The organism is Variovorax monticola, from assembly GCF_051216855.1.
Lineage (GTDB): Bacteria > Pseudomonadota > Gammaproteobacteria > Burkholderiales > Burkholderiaceae_C > Variovorax.
This window is the reverse complement of the sequence record NZ_JBPJZP010000006.1, coordinates 227,458-242,882: the sequence shown is the minus strand read 5'-3', so window position 1 is coordinate 242,882 and position 15,425 is coordinate 227,458. Positions and strand designations below refer to the sequence as shown.

Here is a 15,425-nt window from a genome sequence, read left to right as displayed (position 1 = left end):
TCAGACGCGCGGCAGCGCAGCCAGGAAGGTGGACACGACGATCGCCGCGGCACGATCGAGTTGCAGGATGTCCGCCACCTCGAATGCGTGCGCCGTGGTGCGTCCGCTGGCGCCGCCCGGCTTGCGGATCTCGACAAGCACTTCGGCAGCCAGTTCGCGATCGCTGCGCGGCACCCCCTCGGAATCCATCACCCATTCGTCGACCTGGTCGAACGGAATGCTGCGAAAGACCCCGACGATGGGGATGTACTTGTAGCGATCCTCGCCCACCAGGATGGGCACGCTGAGGTTACAAAAAAACGTAGTGATCGACATGCAGGATCGCTGTCGCGAAACTAAAGCATCCAATTGTTGATGAGCGCGGCGTCGGGGGCCATCCTTCCAAAGTCACTGGGGAAGAAGACGTGACCTTCTGCACACAAATTGTCTCCGAATTCATTCATCTTCCCCATAAAACAACTACTTTATTCTTACATAGCGGCGCGTAAAAGGCACTTTCCATCGCTGCCGACCGTTGCAACGGCGTGAAAAAGCGAGCGCGCACGGAAAGACCGGCGCGGCTTTGCCTTGAGGGGAAAAGAGACAGAGGGGCCGCGAGGTTGCGCGAAGACGGGACCCAGCGGACTGCTGGATTACCCGAGAGCGTCGGCGCACCGCAACACAAGGCGGCGGGGCAGGCGTCAGTCGGGCTCGGTGAACTTCGGCGCGCGGCGCTCGATGTTGGCCTTCACGGCCTCGACCTGGTTCGGGCTGCCGATCAGCGCCGACTGCTCGAGAGACTCCGCCAACAACAGTTGCGCCGCGCTCTGCGACGCGCTGCCATTGAGCAGCCGCTTGCCGGCACGGATGGCCTCGGGGCTCTTCTGCGCGATGTCGTGTGCAATTTGCAGGGCCTCGGCCAGCGGGTCGGCGGCCAGGCGGGTGGCGAAGCCGATGCGCAGGGCCTCCTCGCCCGAGAAGATGCGCCCGGTGTAGGTGAGTTCGCGCACCACGTCGCTGCGCGCCAGCTCGCGCATGAGCACCATGCCGGCCATGTCGGGCACCAGACCCCACTTGATTTCCATGACCGAGAGCCTGGCGTCGGGCGCCACGATGCGGATGTCCGCGCCCAGCGCCACCTGCAGGCCACCACCGAAGGCCACGCCGTGCACGGCAGCAATCACGGGCACCGGCACGTCGCGCCAGACCATCGCCACCTGCTGGGCCGCATTGGCGATGCCGTGGGTGCGCACCAGCAGGTCGGCCCCCGCGGCCCCCTCGCCCAGCACGTCGGCACCGGCGCCTTGCTGCATGCGCTGGAACGAGGCCATGTCCAGCCCCGCGCAAAAGGCCTTGCCGCGGCCCGAGATCACCACCGCGCGCACCGTGCGGTCGCTACACAGCGCCTGTCCGGCCTTGATCAGTGCGTCGAACATCGCGGGGTCGAGCGCGTTCAACTTGTCGTCGCGGGCGAGCTGCAGTTGCACCACGCCGTCGGCGTGGCGGGTCGTTGCGATGCGGTCGGCGTTCATTCGGTGTCTCCTGGGCGGTGGTCGCCTCAGTATCGCGCCGTGCGGCGCTGGGCGATGATGGCGGCTGTCGCCTGCACAACACACTGAACACCTCGCCATGCCATTGGACCGCCGCCAGTTTCTTCTTCAATCGGGTTCGGCCGCCGCCGTGGTGGCGCTGTTCGGACAAGGCTGCACCACGGCGCTGTCGCCGGCGCCGGCCGTTCGCGGCGGCGTGCTCGGCTTCACCGGCGTGCCGGCCTCGCTGCGCGACGGGATCGTGATACCGCCCGAGTACGAATGGCAGTTGCTCTACCCCTGGGGCACGCCCACCGGCGTGGCCGGCCGGATGCCGGCCTTCGCGCCTGATGCCGGCAACAGCGCCGACGACCAGGCGGTGCAGGCCGGCATGCACCACGACGGCATGCACTTCTTCGCGCTCGATGCGCTCGGCGAGCGCGGCCTGCTCGTGATGAACCACGAATACACCGACGAGGCGCTGCTGCACACCGGCGGCATCAAGGCCGCTGCAGGTGCGCCGGGCTGGACCGCCGACAAGGTGCGCAAGTCGCTGCACGCCATGGGCGTCTCGGTGATCGAAATCCGCCGCACCGCGCAGGGCTGGCAGCAGGTGCAGCCTTCGCCCTTCGCGCGCCGCGTGCACGGCTACACGCCGATGCGCATCGCCGGCCCGGCCGCGGGCACGCCGCTGATGCGCACCGCCGCCAACCCGGCAGGCGACGCGGTGCTCGGCACCTTCGCCAACTGCGCGATGGGCGTCACGCCCTGGGGCACCTACCTGACCTGCGAGGAAAACTTTCACGGCTACTTCGGCGGCCCCAAGGAAGCCGCGCAGGCCATGACGCCCGCGCAGCGCCGCTACGGCACGGTGCCGGGCGCGCAATGGGTCGAGTACTGGCGCTTCGACGAGCGCTTCGACCTGAGCCGCCACCCGAACGAGCCGCACCGCTTCGGCTGGGTGGTCGAGATCGATCCGTTCGACGCGACCGCCACGCCCGTCAAGCGCACCGCACTGGGCCGCAAGCGGCAGGAAAGCGCCACCTGCACCGTCGCGAAGGACGGCCGCCTGGTGGTCTACATGGGCGACGACTCGCGCTTCGAATACATCTACAAGTTCATCAGCCGCGACAAGGTGCGTCCGGGCACGGACGCCGCCGCGCGCGCGGCCAACCGGCACCTGCTCGACGAGGGCACGCTGCATGTGGCGCGCTACGACGCGGGCGGGCGCGGCCAGTGGCTCGAACTGACGCACGGCCGCGACGGGCTGGACGCAGCGCACGGCTTCGCCGACCAGGCCGAGGTGCTGGTGCATGCCCGGCTGGCCGGCGACGTGGTCGGCGGCACGCAGATGGACCGGCCCGAATGGATCGCCGTGCATCCGCAGTCCGGCGAGGTGTACGTCACGCTCACCAACAACAGCCAGCGCGGCGACGCCGGCAAGCCCGGCCCCGATGCGGCCAACCCGCGTGCGAACAACTTCTTCGGCGGCATCCTGCGCTGGCGCGAAGACGGCGGCGATGCTGCGAGCGGCGCCTTCGCCTGGGACCACTTCGCGCTCGCGGGCGACCCGTCGCAGCCCGGCAGCGGCGCGCGCTATCCCAGCGCCGATGCCGACATGTTCGGCGCACCCGACGGCCTGCATTTCGACCGGGGCGGGCTGCTCTGGATCCAGACCGACATGAGCGGCCAGGCCATCGGCAAGCCGCCCTACACCTCGCTGGGCAACAACCAGATGCTGTGCGCCGACCCGGCGTCGGGGCGCATCAAGCGCTTTCTCACCGGGCCGAACGGCTGCGAGATCACGGGCTGCGTGGTCACGCCCGACAGGCGCACGCTGTTCGTGAACATCCAGCACCCGGGCGAGGCGCGCGACGACGGCGACGGCGGCCACAACAGCGCATGGCCCGACGGCACCGTGCCGGGCAGCGCGCGGCCCCGGTCGGGAACGCTGGCGATCCGCCGGCGCGACGGCGGCATTGTCGGCACCTGAACCCAGGGAACGAACCCATGAGCATCCGCATCGTCCGCCTGGGCACACCGCGCGCACCCGGCGAAGGCCTGCGCGTCGGCACCGTGCGCCGCCCGCCGCGCGGCGTTCCGAAGACCGAGTTCGCCTCGCAGGACTGGTACGACGTGTGGTTCCCGAACCTGGCGCCCTCCGCGGAGACGATGAAGCAGGCGCAGGAGGCACAGGCGAGCGGTTCGCCCGCGCAATGGAACGCCTTCGTGCGCAAGTTCAAGGCCGAGATGGCCGAACCGGACGCGAGCCGCAGCCTCGACCTGCTGGCGGCGCTGTCGCACGGCACGGCGCTGGCGGTCGGCTGCTATTGCGAGCACGAATCGCACTGCCACCGCGGCGTGCTGCGCAGCCTGCTGGCCGAACGCGGCGCGGACATCGCGGACTGAAACTCGTCGTTCAGACCTGCGGTGCGCCGAGGAACACGGGCAGGTTTTCCGCCCGCGCGGCATGCGCCGCCAACGCGGGAAAGCCGCCGGGCGAGACGAGTTCGGGCAGCATCAACTGCGTGAAGGACCACGCCACGGCGCTCGACACGCCGGCCTGCGTCATCGTCTGCTCTTCGGCCGACAGCGGCGAAGCGGCCACCTCCTTTTCCAGCCCCGAATACGCGGCCATCAATTGGCCGCGCACCCGGTCGACCCACGGCTGGTGCAGCTTCTCGGCAGGCCGCAGGTGGTGCTCGTAGACGATCTGCACGGTCTTCTCGCAGGCCGCGAGCGCGAGCCCCGTGAGACGCAGGGCACGCAATCGTCGGCCGGGGTCGGCGGGCATCAGGCTGCGCCCGCTCAGCGACTGGGCGTGGTCGATGATGAGCGTCGAGTCCATCAGCACCGTGCCGTCGTCGCACACCAGCGTGGGCGCCTTCACCACCGGGTTGATGTCGCGAAACTGCTCGAAGGTGCCGAAGACCGAGACAGGCCGGTGAACGAAAGGCACGCCGAGCAGGCGCAGCGAAATGGCGGCGCGCCGCACATAGGGTGAGTCGAGCATGCCGACGAGTTGCATGGGTTCTCCTGGAAAGATGAGAACCACGATACCGGGCGCGCCGCGCGCGCAGAAGGGCAATCCATCGAAAATCGCGGCCGCGAACCGATCGAGCATCGGTCCCGACATTCCTTGACTTCTGCCACCATGAACATCGACAAGAAAGACCGGCTGATCCTCGAAGCGCTGCAGACCGATGCGCGCCAGAGCCTGGCCGCCATCGGCAAGCGCATCGGCCTGTCGCAGCCGGCCATGAGCGAGCGCGTGCGCAAGCTCGAGGAGGCCGGCGTGATCGAGGGCTACGGCGCGCGCGTCAACCTGCGCGCGCTGGGCGTGGGCCTGCAGGCCATCATCCGGATCGAGACCACGCACGCGGGCATCGCCAGGTACCTGAAGCTGTTCGAGGCCATGCCCGAGGTGCTGAGCGCCGACCGCGTGACGGGTGAAGACTGCTTCATCGTGCGCTGCGCGATCGCCGAGCCGGCCGACCTGGAGCGCGTGGTGGACGCGCTGGCGGTCGATGGCGCGGTGACCACGTCGCTGGTGCTGTCGAGCCCGGTGAACAAGCACGTGACGGTGCACGCGGCCAGGTCGGCGGGATCGGCGATGGCGCCGAAGAAATAGGCCGAGGCAGCGAGCCCCGCAGGTCAGCGCTGGGCCTTGTCCTTCTGGTTCTGCGCCTCGATGCGTTCGCGCGCGGCCAGCCAGTCGGCGTCGCTCCACTGGCGCAGTTCGTAGAAGTTGCCACCGGTGGCCAGCGCATTGCCGCCGTCCATCATGATGCTCTGGCCCGTGAGCCAGTCGCACTGGCCCGGCGCCATCAGGAAGGCCGCGAGGTTCTGCAGCTCGCTCATGCGGCCGGTGCGCGCCATCGGGTTGTGCAGCTTGCTGCGCGCGCCGGGCTCTTCGCCCGGGTTCAGGCGCTTGCTCATGCCTTCGGTGGGAATCTCGCCGGGGCCCACGGCGTTCAGGCGGATGCCGTGCCGCGCCCATTCGACCGCGAGCGACTTGGTCATCACGTCGATGCCGGCCTTGCTCATGGCCGAGGGCACCACGTAGGGGCTGCCGTTGTCGACCCAGGTGGTGATGATGCTCATGACGCTGCGGTAGGCGTCGCCGCTTTTCCACTCGCCCGCCTTGGCCTGCGCGACCCAGCGCTTGCCCACGGCCTGCGTCACGTAGAAGCTGCCGTGAAAGACGATGTTGGCGACGGCATCGAAGGCGCGCGGCGAGAGGTTCTCGGTGGGCGAGACGAAGTTGCCCGCCGCGTTGTTGACGAGCCCGGTGAGGCCGCCGCTGTCGAACAGGCTCTGCACCATGTCGTCGACCTGCTGCGCGATGCGGATGTCCACGCCGAAGGTGTCGATGCGCCGGCCCGGGAACTGCTGGCGCCATTCGGCCGCCGTTTCTTCGCAGACCGCCTGGCGCCGCCCGCAGATGGCGACGTCGGCGCCCAGGCTCAGGAAGCGCTCGGCCATCGCACGGCCGAGGCCGGTGCCCCCGCCGGTCACCAGGATGCGCTGGCCGCTCATGAGGGAAGCTTCAAACATGTCTGTCTCCTGTTCGTTGAGGCAGCGGCAAGGTGGATGGCTGCCACGCCCGGATGCTACGCGCGGGACGGCACGGCAGCTTGCGGGAAGTGGCTTCTTGCGGGACTTCGGGGACAGGCGCCCCGGGTGAGAATGTGTGAAACAAGCTCCCTGGAGACAAGACCGATGCCGAGTTCTGCCAACGCCGCCAACGCCGCCAACGCCGTCGATGCCCCTGCCGCGCCGCTCGAAGGCGTGCGCATCGTGAGCCTCGCGCTCAACCTGCCCGGCCCTGCCGCGCTGCTGCGCTGCCGCGAGATGGGCGCTACCTGCCTCAAGCTGGAGCCCCCGGGCGGCGATCCGATGGGGCTGTACAACCGGCCCGCCTATGCGGCGCTGCACGAGGGCGTCGAGGTTCGCACCGTCGACTTGAAGAGCGAAGCCGGGCAGCAGCAGCTGCATGCCGAGCTCGCGAAAACCGACGTGCTGCTCACCTCGTTCCGCCCTTCCGCGCTCGACAAGCTCAAGCTCAGCTGGGCCACGCTGCACGCGCGCCACCCGTCACTGTCGCAAGTGGCCATCGTCGGGGCGCCGGGCGAGCGCGCCGAGGAGCCGGGGCACGACCTGACCTACCTCGCGGAGAGCGGGCTCGTCACGGGCACCGAGTTGCCGCCGACGCTGTACGCCGACATGGGCGGCGCGCTGCTCGCGAGCGAGGCGGTGCTCAAGGCCATGCTTCTGCAGTCGCGCAAGGCGGGCGGCGTGTACCTCGAAGTGGCATTGAACGCCTCGGCCGACTGGCTCGCCCTGCCCCGCACCTGGGGCCTGACGCAGCCGTCGGGCGCGGTCGGCGGCGCGCATGCGGGCTACCGCGTGTACCCCTGTGCCGACGGGCGTGTCGCGGTGGCCGCGCTGGAGCCGCACTTCGCGGCGCGCCTGTGCGAGGCGGCGCAGATCGCATCGCGCGACATGATGGCGCCGGCCACGCACGAGGCGCTGGCTGCGTGGCTGGCAGGCCGCACGCGGGCCGAGCTCGACGCCATGGGCCGCGAGCGCGACGTGCCGCTGCTCACGCTGGCCGGCTGACGGAGCCCGCCGGGCCGTTCACTTGGGCGCGCCATCGCGCTGCCGGTCTTCGCGCTTGAGGGCGAGGTAGGTGTCGAGGTCGACCTCGTGCAGCTGCCGCGGGTACTGTTCGGCGCCCGCGAACCAACGACGCTGTCGGCGGTCGAGCTGCTCCGCCCCCGGCCCCGGCGCCGCGAGGTAGGCGTCCAGCGTCAGGAAGTAGCGCATCGCATTGCGCTCCACCAGCCCGCGCAGGCCGCGGATGTAGTCGGGCTGCCCTTCGGGCGTCTTGCCCACCACGGTGAAGCCCACCTTGTCGCTGCCGAAGGTCGCCAGGTAGGCCATGGTCCCCAGCCGCACCATGGCGTTGTGGTCGTAGCTGTAGCTGAAGTGCAGAAAGCTCTTGCGTTCGTCCAGCGCAATGGCCTCCAGCGTGACGTGGTAGTTGCTGGTGCCCAGCGGCCCGCTCTGGGCCGTCAACTCGACCGACAGGTGCTCGGGCGTGGCGCTGGCCACGCGGTAGACGAAAGGCAGCTCGAAGGCCTGGTCGATCGGCTTGTCGTAGCTGCGCACCACGTACAGGGTGAGCGTCTCGCGCCCCTGCGCTGCGCCGGCTGCCACGCAGCGCCGGTTGTTGATGTGCAGGGTCAGCACGTCGCACCAATGGGCCGAGCCCTTGAGCGTGGCGCTGATCTCCGAGAGCGGATGCTCGACCACCGCGTACACGTCGCCTTGCAGGCCATCGGCCGTTTCCACGGAATCGAGCTGCACGGGCCGCCCGAAGCTGCTGTGGTCGAGCTTGTCGCTCAGCCGCTGGTGGGTGGCGCGCAGCGCCTGGGCGCTCGACGGCTCGGGCGCCGCGGCACTTGCCAGCAGCGAGGCCGAGAGCAGCAGTGCCCCCGCCAGGAGGTGCGTCCATGAAGCCGGCTGTGGGGGCGAACTGCTCATGGGGCCACACCATACAACGGCGCGGCCCCGCCTGTGCGGCACACCGCGCAACGGCGAGAATCCGGCCCATGAAACGCCAAGGCACGCTCGTTCGATGGGAAAAGGACCGGGGCTTCGGCTTCATTCGCAGCCCCGATGTTTCCGCCGATGTGTTCGTGCACCTACGCGACTTCACCGACCGCGGCACCACGCCGCAGGTTGGCATGCGGCTGACGTTCGAGGAGATCCATGTCGGCGGCAAGGGGCCGCGTGCCGTGGCGGTGCAGGCGACGACCGCCGTGCAGCAGCAGCCCCAGCCCCAGCGTGCGCAACAGCCCCGGGCGGCCGGCTCGCACCGCCCGCCCACCGCCCGCCCCACCGCAAGGCCCACGGCCCGCCCCGCCGACCGCCCGAACAGCCGCCGCCGCGACGCCGCGCCCTCTTCCTCGTCGCTGCCGATGGCCCTGCTGCTCGCGGGCTACGCCGCGCTGCTGGGCTACGGCGTATGGACCGCGCGCATTCCGCCGATCGCGCTGGGCGTGTTGCTGCTGCTCAGCCTGCTGACTTTCTTCATCTACGGCTTCGACAAGAACGCCGCCGAAACGGGCCGCTGGCGCACGGCGGAAAACACGCTGCACCTGCTCTCGCTGGTCGGGGGCTGGCCGGGCGCGTGGGTGGCGCAGCGGCTGTTCCGCCACAAGGTGCGCAAGACGAGTTTCATGGCCGGCTACTGGGCCACCGTGCTGGCCCACATGGCAGCCGTGGGCGCCTGGGTGGGCAAAGCTGCTGCCGGCGGGTCTGCCGGCCTTCTGAACAGAACTCAGCGCGGCTTGCGGATGCTGCCGCGCACCGGGCCGGCGGCCTTGCGCGGGGCCGGCGCCGAGCCGTTGTCGCGCGGCGGCAGGCCGGTGTGCTGCGTGAGGATGCGGCCCTTCATGGGTTTCACCGGCGCCAGCCTGACCGGCGCGGCCTTCGCGGCCGCTGGCGCTGCCGTCGAGTTCTTGCGCCGCGCGCTGGTGTAGCCGCCGTCGGTGAGCGGCTGCCACGTCGGAATCAGGTGCTGCTTGCCGTTGCCGATGAGGTCGGCGCGGCCCATGTTCTTCAGGGCTTCGCGCAGCAGCGGCCAGTTGTTGGCATCGTGGTAGCGCAAAAAGGCCTTGTGCAGGCGACGGCGCTTGTCGCCGCGCACGATGTCCACCGTTTCGCTCTCGCGCGTGATCTTGCGCAGCGGGTTCTTGTTGGTGTGGTACATCGTCGTGGCCGTGGCCATCGGGCTCGGGTAGAAGGTCTGCACCTGGTCGGCGCGAAAACCGTTCTTCTTGAGCCAGATCGCGAGGTTCATCATGTCCTCGTCGCTGGTGCCCGGATGCGCGGCAATGAAGTACGGAATCAGGTACTGCTTCTTGCCCGCCTCGGCCGAGAACTTCTCGAACATCTGCTTGAACTTGTCGTAGCTGCCGATGCCGGGCTTCATCATCTTCGTGAGCGGGCCCTGCTCGGTGTGCTCGGGCGCGATCTTCAGGTAGCCGCCCACGTGGTGCTGCACCAGCTCCTTCACGTACTCGGGCGACTGCACGGCCAGGTCGTAGCGCAGGCCGGAGCTGATCAGGATCTTCTTGATGCCCTTCAGCGCCCGCGCGCGGCGGTAGATCTTGATGAGCGGGTCGTGGCTGGTGTTCAGGTTCGGGCAGATGCCCGGGTACACGCAGCTGGGCTTGCGGCAGGCCGACTCGATCTCGGGGCTCTTGCAGCCCACGCGGTACATGTTGGCCGTGGGGCCGCCGAGGTCGGAGATGGTGCCGGTGAAGCCCTTGACCGAATCGCGGATGGCCTCGACCTCCTTGATGATCGAGTCTTCCGAGCGGCTCTGGATGATGCGGCCCTCGTGCTCGGTAATGGAGCAGAAGGTGCAGCCGCCGAAGCAGCCGCGCATGATGTTCACGCTGAAGCGGATCATTTCCCATGCGGGAATCTTGGTCGCGCCGTCGTGGCTGCCGTTCTCGTCGGCATAGCTCGGGTGCGGGCTGCGCGCGTACGGCAGGTCGAACACGTGGTCCATCTCGGCCGTGGTCAGCGGGATGGGCGGCGGGTTGATCCACACGTCGCGCGCCGTGGCGCCCTCGCCGTGGGCCTGCACCAGTGCGCGGGCGTTGCCGGGGTTGGTCTCGAGATGCAGCACGCGGTTGGCGTGGGCGTAGAGCACCGGGTCGCTGCGCACCTGCTCGTACGACGGCAGGCGAATCACCGAATGGTCGCGCGGCGGCACCTTGATCTTCGCGCGCGAAACCAGCGCCGGGTTGGGCATGAAGGTCAGCGGCTTGATGGCGGGGTTCACCACGGACGCGAGGATGGGCGCGCCCGAGGCTGCGGCTTCCGCGGCCTTGGCGACGGCTTCGGCCTCGTCTTCCTTGGCGCAGGTGGCGCCGTTGGCCTTGGCCTGCTCGGACACCATCAGGTAGGGGTTGACGTGCGCCTCGACGCGACCGGGCTCATCGACGCTGGTGGAGTTGATCTCGAACCAGCCCTCGGGCGTTTCGCGCCGCACATAGGCGGTGCCGCGCACGTCGGTGATCTGCTGCACCGGCTCTTTCGCTGCCAGGCGGTGCGCGATCTCGACGATGGCGCGCTCGGCGTTGCCGTACAGCAGCAGGTCGCACTTGGCGTCGACGACGACGGAACGGCGCACCTTGTCCGACCAGTAGTCGTAGTGCGCGATGCGGCGCAGCGAACCCTCGATGCCGCCGAGGATGATCGGCACGTCGTTCCAGGCTTCCTTGCAGCGCTGCGAATACACGATGGCCGCGCGGTCGGGGCGCGAGCCGCCGACGTCGCCCGGGGTGTAGGCGTCGTCGCTGCGGATCTTGCGGTCCGCCGTGTAGCGGTTGATCATCGAATCCATGTTGCCGGCGGTCACGCCGAAGAACAGGTTCGGCTTGCCCAGTGCCTTGAAGGGCTCGGCGCTCTGCCAGTCGGGCTGCGCGATGATGCCCACGCGAAAGCCCTGTGCCTCGAGCATGCGGCCGATCACCGACATGCCGAAGCTGGGGTGGTCCACGTAGGCGTCGCCCGTGACCACGATGATGTCGCAGCTGTCCCAGCCGAGTGCGTCCATTTCCTTGCGCGAGGTCGGCAGGAACTTGGCCGTGCCGAAACGCGCCGCCCAGTACTTGCGGTAGCTGGTCAGCGGCTTGGCGGCACGCGCGAAAAAGGAGACGTCGACGGGGGCGTTCATCGGTGGGGGACGGCAGCGCTGTGGGAGCGCCGTGGTGGGCAACCCTCGATTTTAGGGTTTTCCACCATCCCTGTCGCGACAAACATCCGGTGACCGCGCCGCCGGGAGGCCTTCCATTGGTTGCCGCAGGCAATCGATCGAATGACAATGGCAACCATGTCAGAGCATCCACCTATCGTCGATGCCGCCGCCGTCAAGGCGATCCGGCAGTTCAACCGCTTCTACACGCGCCGCATCGGCGCGCTCGACCCTTACCTCGGCAGCCCCATGTCGTTGACCGACGTGCGCGTGCTCTACGAGCTGGCGCACCGCGAAACGGCTGTGGCGAGCGAGATCGGCCGCGACCTCGGACTCGACGCTGGCTACGTCAGCCGCATCCTGCGGCGCTTCGAAACCGAAGCTTGGCTCACACGGGCGCCGCATCCGCGTGACGCCCGCCAAAGCGTGCTGCGCCTGACCGGCACAGGCCACGCCGCCTTTGCGCCGTTGCAACAGAGGTCGCGCGAAGAGGCCGCGGCACTGCTGGCGCCGTTGGCGCCCGCGCAGCGCCGGCAGTTGGTGCAGGCCATGGGCACGATGCAGTCGCTGCTCGACCCGCAGACCGCGCCGGCCACGCCCCAGGCTGCCGTGCTGCGCGACCTGGCGCCGGGCGACATCGGCTGGGTGGTGCAGCAGCATGGCGAGATCTACGCGCGCGAGTACGGGTGGAACAGCCAATTCGAGGCCCTGGTCGCCGGTATCGCGAGCGAGTTTCTGCTCAAGTTCCAGCCCGAATGGGAGCGCAGCTGGATCGCGGAACTCCACGGCGAGCGGGTGGGCGCGATCTTCGTGGTGCGCAAGTCGCCCACCGTCGCCCAACTGCGCATGCTGATCCTGGCGCCCGGCGCGCGCGGGCTGGGGCTGGGTGGCAAGCTGGTGGACGAATGCATCGCCTTTGCGCGCCGCAAGGGGTACAGGAAGATGGTGCTATGGACCAACAGCTGCCTGCTGGCCGCGCGCGGCATCTATGCGAAGCGGGGGTTCAAGCTGGTGCAGTCCGAACCGCACGAGGGCTACGGCAAGCAGCTTGTAGGGGAGATCTGGGAGCTGAAGCTGTAGCGGTTGCTCCGGTCTTGCTCCTTCCCCTCCCGGGGGAAGGCTGGGATGGGGGCAGGCCTTCGATGAGGCGCCGCGTTTGGACCAACGCCGTCGTACCCCCACCCCGACCCTCCCCCGGAAGGGGAGGGAGAAATTCAATTCGACGTCACTGCATGAACCAGCCGTGGCTCACGACCAGCGACTGGCCCGTCAGCGCATTCGTCGGAAAGCCCGCGAACAGCAGCGCCACGCGTGCCACGTCTTCCGTGGTCGTGAATTCCCCGTCGACCGTCTCCTTCAGCATCACGTTCTTGATGACTTCCTCTTCGCTGATGCCCAGCGTCTTGGCTTGCTCCGGAATCTGCTTCTCGACCAGCGGCGTGCGCACGAAGCCGGGGCAGATCACGTTGGCGCGCACGCCGTGCTTGGCGCCTTCCTTCGCGACCGTCTTGGCCAGCCCGATGAGGCCGTGCTTGGCCGTGACGTAAGGGGCCTTCAGCAGCGAGGCCTCCTTCGAGTGCACCGAGCCCATGTAGATCACGCTGCCGCCGCGGCCCTGCGCGTACATGTGCTTCAGGCAGGCCTTGGTGGTGAGGAAGGCGCCGTCGAGGTGGATGGCGAGCATCTTCTTCCAGTCGGCGAAGCTGAACTCTTCCACCGGATGCACGATCTGGATGCCGGCGTTGCTGATCAGGATGTCGATGCCGCCGAAGGCGGCCGCGCCCTCTTCCACCGAGGCATTGACCTGGTCTTCGTTCGTCACGTCGACCGCCACGCCGATGGCCTGCGCGCCCGTGGCCACGAGCTCGGCCGCGGTGGCGTCCGCCGCTTCCTTGTTCAGGTCGGCAATGATGATCTTGGCGCCTTCCTGTGCGAAGAGGATGGCGATTTCCTTGCCGATGCCACTGGCAGAGCCGGTGATGTAGGCGACCTTGTCCTTGAGTTGCATGTGGAGTGTCCTTGGTTGGGAGTCGGGGTTGAGAAGTGACAGAAGGAATCAGGCGAGATAGTCGTGTTCGACGGTACCGAGCGCAAGCGTCATGTCGGCGATGTAGTGCACCGCCGACTCGACCTTCAGCACCGGCAGGTCGGCCACCGGCGCCAGCGCATGCGGGTGCAGTTCGAGCGACGCCGGCCCGCCCCATGCGCCGTGCAGCGTCACGTCGACCATGTGATAGCGCACCAGTTCGCAGATGCGCGCGGTGCCGTCGACGTGCGGAATGATCTTGAGCAGGAAGTTGGGCTGCGCGATGCCCGCGAGGATCGGCTCGGCATCCAGCGTGCGGTGCTTGAAGCCCATCGTGGCCCTGGCCACGCGCACCTTGCCGTAGTCGAGCGTGCCCACCACCACGTCGGTCTCGTAGTCGAGCACCGGCGAGGCGAGCTTCTTCGGGAAGCCCCAGAGCTCGCGGCCACCGGCGATGGGCGGATGGTCGTTGAGGTACATCGCATGCACGTAGGCGCCCTTCTCCAGGCCCTTGGCCGTGCGCAGCTGCACCGGAATGACCTGGCCCGACTCGGTGTAGTCGCCGAAACCGGTGGAGTCGGGCATGCGGATGAATTCGTACTTGACCAGCGGCTCGACCACCTCGAGCGGCTCGGGCACCACGGCGCGCAATGCGTCCATGTCGGTGCGGTAGGTGACGATGAGAAATTCGCGCCGCATGAACCGGTACGGACCCGGCGGAAACGCGGGACTGGTCAGCGGCATGGCGAACGCCGTTCGCCGCACATCTTCGATGTTCATGAACATTTCCTCCTGTTGAAGTGACGCGCCCAGTCTGGCGCGCGTTTCTTAGTGGAAGCTGAACTGCGACCTACACCGACAGGCCGGGCCGCTTGACGCGCCCCGTGCCGTGCTCGCCCAGGTCGAAGGTGGTCACGCCGTTGACCGTGGCGTCGGCGCGCAGCGTCTCCGGATGCGCCAGCGTGACGCGCATGTCGCGCGCGCCCGAATCCCAGTGCTCTTCCACCGCGGCACGCGAGAACTCGTAGTCCTTCGATTCGAGCTCGTAGGGCTTGTCGCGGTAGATCAGGTGAAAGATGTCGATCGGCTCGTGCGTGAGCTGCGATTGCACCGCGAGCACGCTGGGGTCGTTGCGCAGGCCGGCCGGCAGCTTGGTGATCAGGTCGGCAATGGCCTGCTGCAGGTTCATGTTGGCGGCCATCGCGTCGGTGTTCATGCGCGTGCGGCTGGAGTAGGTGATGTCTTTTTGCCGCTCCAGCACGCCCGCCATGGTGCGCGGCATTTCGCCGCGCGCATTGAACAGGTCCACCTGCAGCACCACCAGCGGCTCGGTGCGCGGGTGCGTGTCGAGCACGTACTGCAGCGGCGTGTTCGACACGATGCCGCCGTCCCAGTAGTCTTCCCCGTCGATGGTGATGGGCGCGAAGCCCGGCGGCAGCGCGCCGCTGGCCATGATGTGCTCGGGCCCGATGCGCTGGCGCGTGTTGTCGAAGTACACCGAGTTGCCGGTGCGCACATTGACCGCGCCCACGCTGAAGCGGGCTTCGCAGTCGTTGATGCGGTCGAAGTCCACCAGCCGTTCGAGCGTGGACTTCAGCGGCGAGGTGTCGTAATAGCTGAGCAGCGGCGCCGCGCCGCCCATGAGCAGGGCCGGCGCATAGCGCGGCTCGAAGAAGCCCGGAATGCCCACCAGCGAGGCCATGGTGGCGCTGACCTGGTTCTGCGTGGCGCGGTCGCCCATCCACGATGGCAGGCGCTGAGAATGGCCTGAGGACACCAGGTGCCAGAACTCGCGCAGCCGGTCGACCCGCTGCCCGGGCGCGTTGCCAGCGATCAGCGCCGCATTGATGGCCCCGATGGACACACCGGCGATCCAGTGCGGCTCCAGTTCGGTTTCGCTGAGTGCCGCGAACACGCCTGCCTGGTAGGCGCCGAGCGCGCCCCCGCCCTGCAGCACCAGGGCCTTGCGGGCACTGCGCATGTCTTCGCGTCGCGAAGAAAAAGGGTTGAGGGGGCGGGAGGCGGCACGTGGTTTTTTCTTCGAAGGTGTCGTCATGCATTGATTTGACACCAGCCGTGCGACACCAACCTGACCAGCGGCTTCATCGGCACG

At 68.4% G+C, this 15,425-nt stretch carries 14 protein-coding genes and 1 pseudogene; 6 read left to right on the top strand and 9 right to left on the bottom strand.

Going from position 1 to position 15,425, the window contains the following annotated elements; all coding sequences use genetic code 11:
• Both ACSFA5_RS22155 and ACSFA5_RS22150 read right to left on the bottom strand, forming a co-directional pair.
• On the bottom strand, positions 1 to 315 hold the full coding sequence (locus ACSFA5_RS22155; RefSeq protein ID WP_435446193.1) for a hypothetical protein: 315 nt from the start codon (positions 313 to 315) through the stop codon (positions 1 to 3).
• 365 nt (positions 316 to 680) lie between these two features.
• On the bottom strand, positions 681 to 1,511 hold the full coding sequence (locus ACSFA5_RS22150) for a crotonase/enoyl-CoA hydratase family protein (protein WP_435446192.1): 831 nt from the start codon (positions 1,509 to 1,511) through the stop codon (positions 681 to 683).
• Positions 1,512 to 1,608: 97 nt separating this feature from the next.
• On the opposite strand from ACSFA5_RS22150, the gene ACSFA5_RS22145 reads away from it, so the two are divergent.
• Together ACSFA5_RS22145 and ACSFA5_RS22140 are read left to right on the top strand one after the other, a co-directional pair.
• Positions 1,609 to 3,501, top strand: a complete 1,893-nt coding sequence (locus tag ACSFA5_RS22145; RefSeq protein WP_435446191.1) for a PhoX family protein — start codon at positions 1,609 to 1,611, stop codon at positions 3,499 to 3,501.
• Between the two features lie 17 nt (positions 3,502 to 3,518).
• On the top strand, positions 3,519 to 3,917 hold the full coding sequence (locus ACSFA5_RS22140; protein ID WP_435446190.1) for a DUF488 domain-containing protein: 399 nt from the start codon (positions 3,519 to 3,521) through the stop codon (positions 3,915 to 3,917).
• 10 nt (positions 3,918 to 3,927) lie between these two features.
• Here the strand turns inward: ACSFA5_RS22140 and ACSFA5_RS22135 are convergent, their stop codons facing one another.
• Positions 3,928 to 4,536 (bottom strand): glutathione S-transferase family protein, encoded by a 609-nt coding sequence (locus ACSFA5_RS22135; RefSeq protein WP_435446189.1) that lies wholly within the window; start codon positions 4,534 to 4,536, stop codon positions 3,928 to 3,930.
• Positions 4,537 to 4,662: 126 nt separating this feature from the next.
• Between ACSFA5_RS22135 and ACSFA5_RS22130 the strand changes: the two genes are divergently transcribed.
• The gene (locus ACSFA5_RS22130; RefSeq protein WP_435446566.1) at positions 4,663 to 5,139 is read left to right on the top strand and encodes an Lrp/AsnC family transcriptional regulator; all 477 of its coding nucleotides are present in this window, start codon (positions 4,663 to 4,665) and stop codon (positions 5,137 to 5,139) included.
• A 23-nt stretch (positions 5,140 to 5,162) separates the two neighbouring features.
• On the opposite strand, the gene ACSFA5_RS22125 is transcribed toward ACSFA5_RS22130, so the two are convergent.
• Positions 5,163 to 6,065, bottom strand: coding sequence for an SDR family oxidoreductase (locus ACSFA5_RS22125; RefSeq protein WP_435446188.1), 903 nt, complete (start codon positions 6,063 to 6,065; stop codon positions 5,163 to 5,165).
• A gap of 165 nt (positions 6,066 to 6,230) precedes the next feature.
• On the opposite strand from ACSFA5_RS22125, the gene ACSFA5_RS22120 reads away from it, so the two are divergent.
• Positions 6,231 to 7,130, top strand: coding sequence for a CoA transferase (locus ACSFA5_RS22120; RefSeq protein ID WP_435446187.1), 900 nt, complete (start codon positions 6,231 to 6,233; stop codon positions 7,128 to 7,130).
• An 18-nt stretch (positions 7,131 to 7,148) separates the two neighbouring features.
• Here ACSFA5_RS22120 and ACSFA5_RS22115 read toward each other — a convergent pair whose 3' ends face one another.
• On the bottom strand, positions 7,149 to 8,057 hold the full coding sequence (locus ACSFA5_RS22115) for a hypothetical protein (RefSeq protein ID WP_435446186.1): 909 nt from the start codon (positions 8,055 to 8,057) through the stop codon (positions 7,149 to 7,151).
• On the opposite strand from ACSFA5_RS22115, the pseudogene ACSFA5_RS22110 reads away from it, so the two are divergent.
• A pseudogene (locus tag ACSFA5_RS22110) lies at positions 8,027 to 8,695 on the top strand (DUF1294 domain-containing protein); the annotation flags it as partial. The gene ACSFA5_RS22115 and the pseudogene ACSFA5_RS22110 overlap by 31 nt on opposite strands.
• A gap of 161 nt (positions 8,696 to 8,856) precedes the next feature.
• Here the strand turns inward: ACSFA5_RS22110 and ACSFA5_RS22105 are convergent.
• On the bottom strand, positions 8,857 to 11,268 hold the full coding sequence (locus ACSFA5_RS22105; protein ID WP_435446185.1) for a YgiQ family radical SAM protein: 2,412 nt from the start codon (positions 11,266 to 11,268) through the stop codon (positions 8,857 to 8,859).
• Between the two features lie 141 nt (positions 11,269 to 11,409).
• Here ACSFA5_RS22105 and ACSFA5_RS22100 point away from each other — a divergent pair, with 141 nt between their 5' ends.
• On the top strand, positions 11,410 to 12,366 hold the full coding sequence (locus ACSFA5_RS22100; RefSeq protein ID WP_435446184.1) for a bifunctional helix-turn-helix transcriptional regulator/GNAT family N-acetyltransferase: 957 nt from the start codon (positions 11,410 to 11,412) through the stop codon (positions 12,364 to 12,366).
• 145 nt (positions 12,367 to 12,511) lie between these two features.
• Here the strand turns inward: ACSFA5_RS22100 and ACSFA5_RS22095 are convergent, their stop codons facing one another.
• The 3 genes from ACSFA5_RS22095 to ACSFA5_RS22085 form a co-directional block, all read right to left on the bottom strand.
• The gene (locus ACSFA5_RS22095) at positions 12,512 to 13,294 is read right to left on the bottom strand and encodes a 3-hydroxybutyrate dehydrogenase (RefSeq protein ID WP_435446183.1); all 783 of its coding nucleotides are present in this window, start codon (positions 13,292 to 13,294) and stop codon (positions 12,512 to 12,514) included.
• Positions 13,295 to 13,342: 48 nt separating this feature from the next.
• Positions 13,343 to 14,092, bottom strand: a complete 750-nt coding sequence (locus ACSFA5_RS22090) for an acetoacetate decarboxylase (RefSeq protein WP_435446182.1) — start codon at positions 14,090 to 14,092, stop codon at positions 13,343 to 13,345.
• A 70-nt stretch (positions 14,093 to 14,162) separates the two neighbouring features.
• A complete protein-coding gene (locus ACSFA5_RS22085; RefSeq protein ID WP_435446181.1) occupies positions 14,163 to 15,368 on the bottom strand; it encodes a patatin-like phospholipase family protein in 1,206 nt (401 codons plus the stop codon).
• Between the last annotated feature and the right edge of the window lie 57 nt (positions 15,369 to 15,425).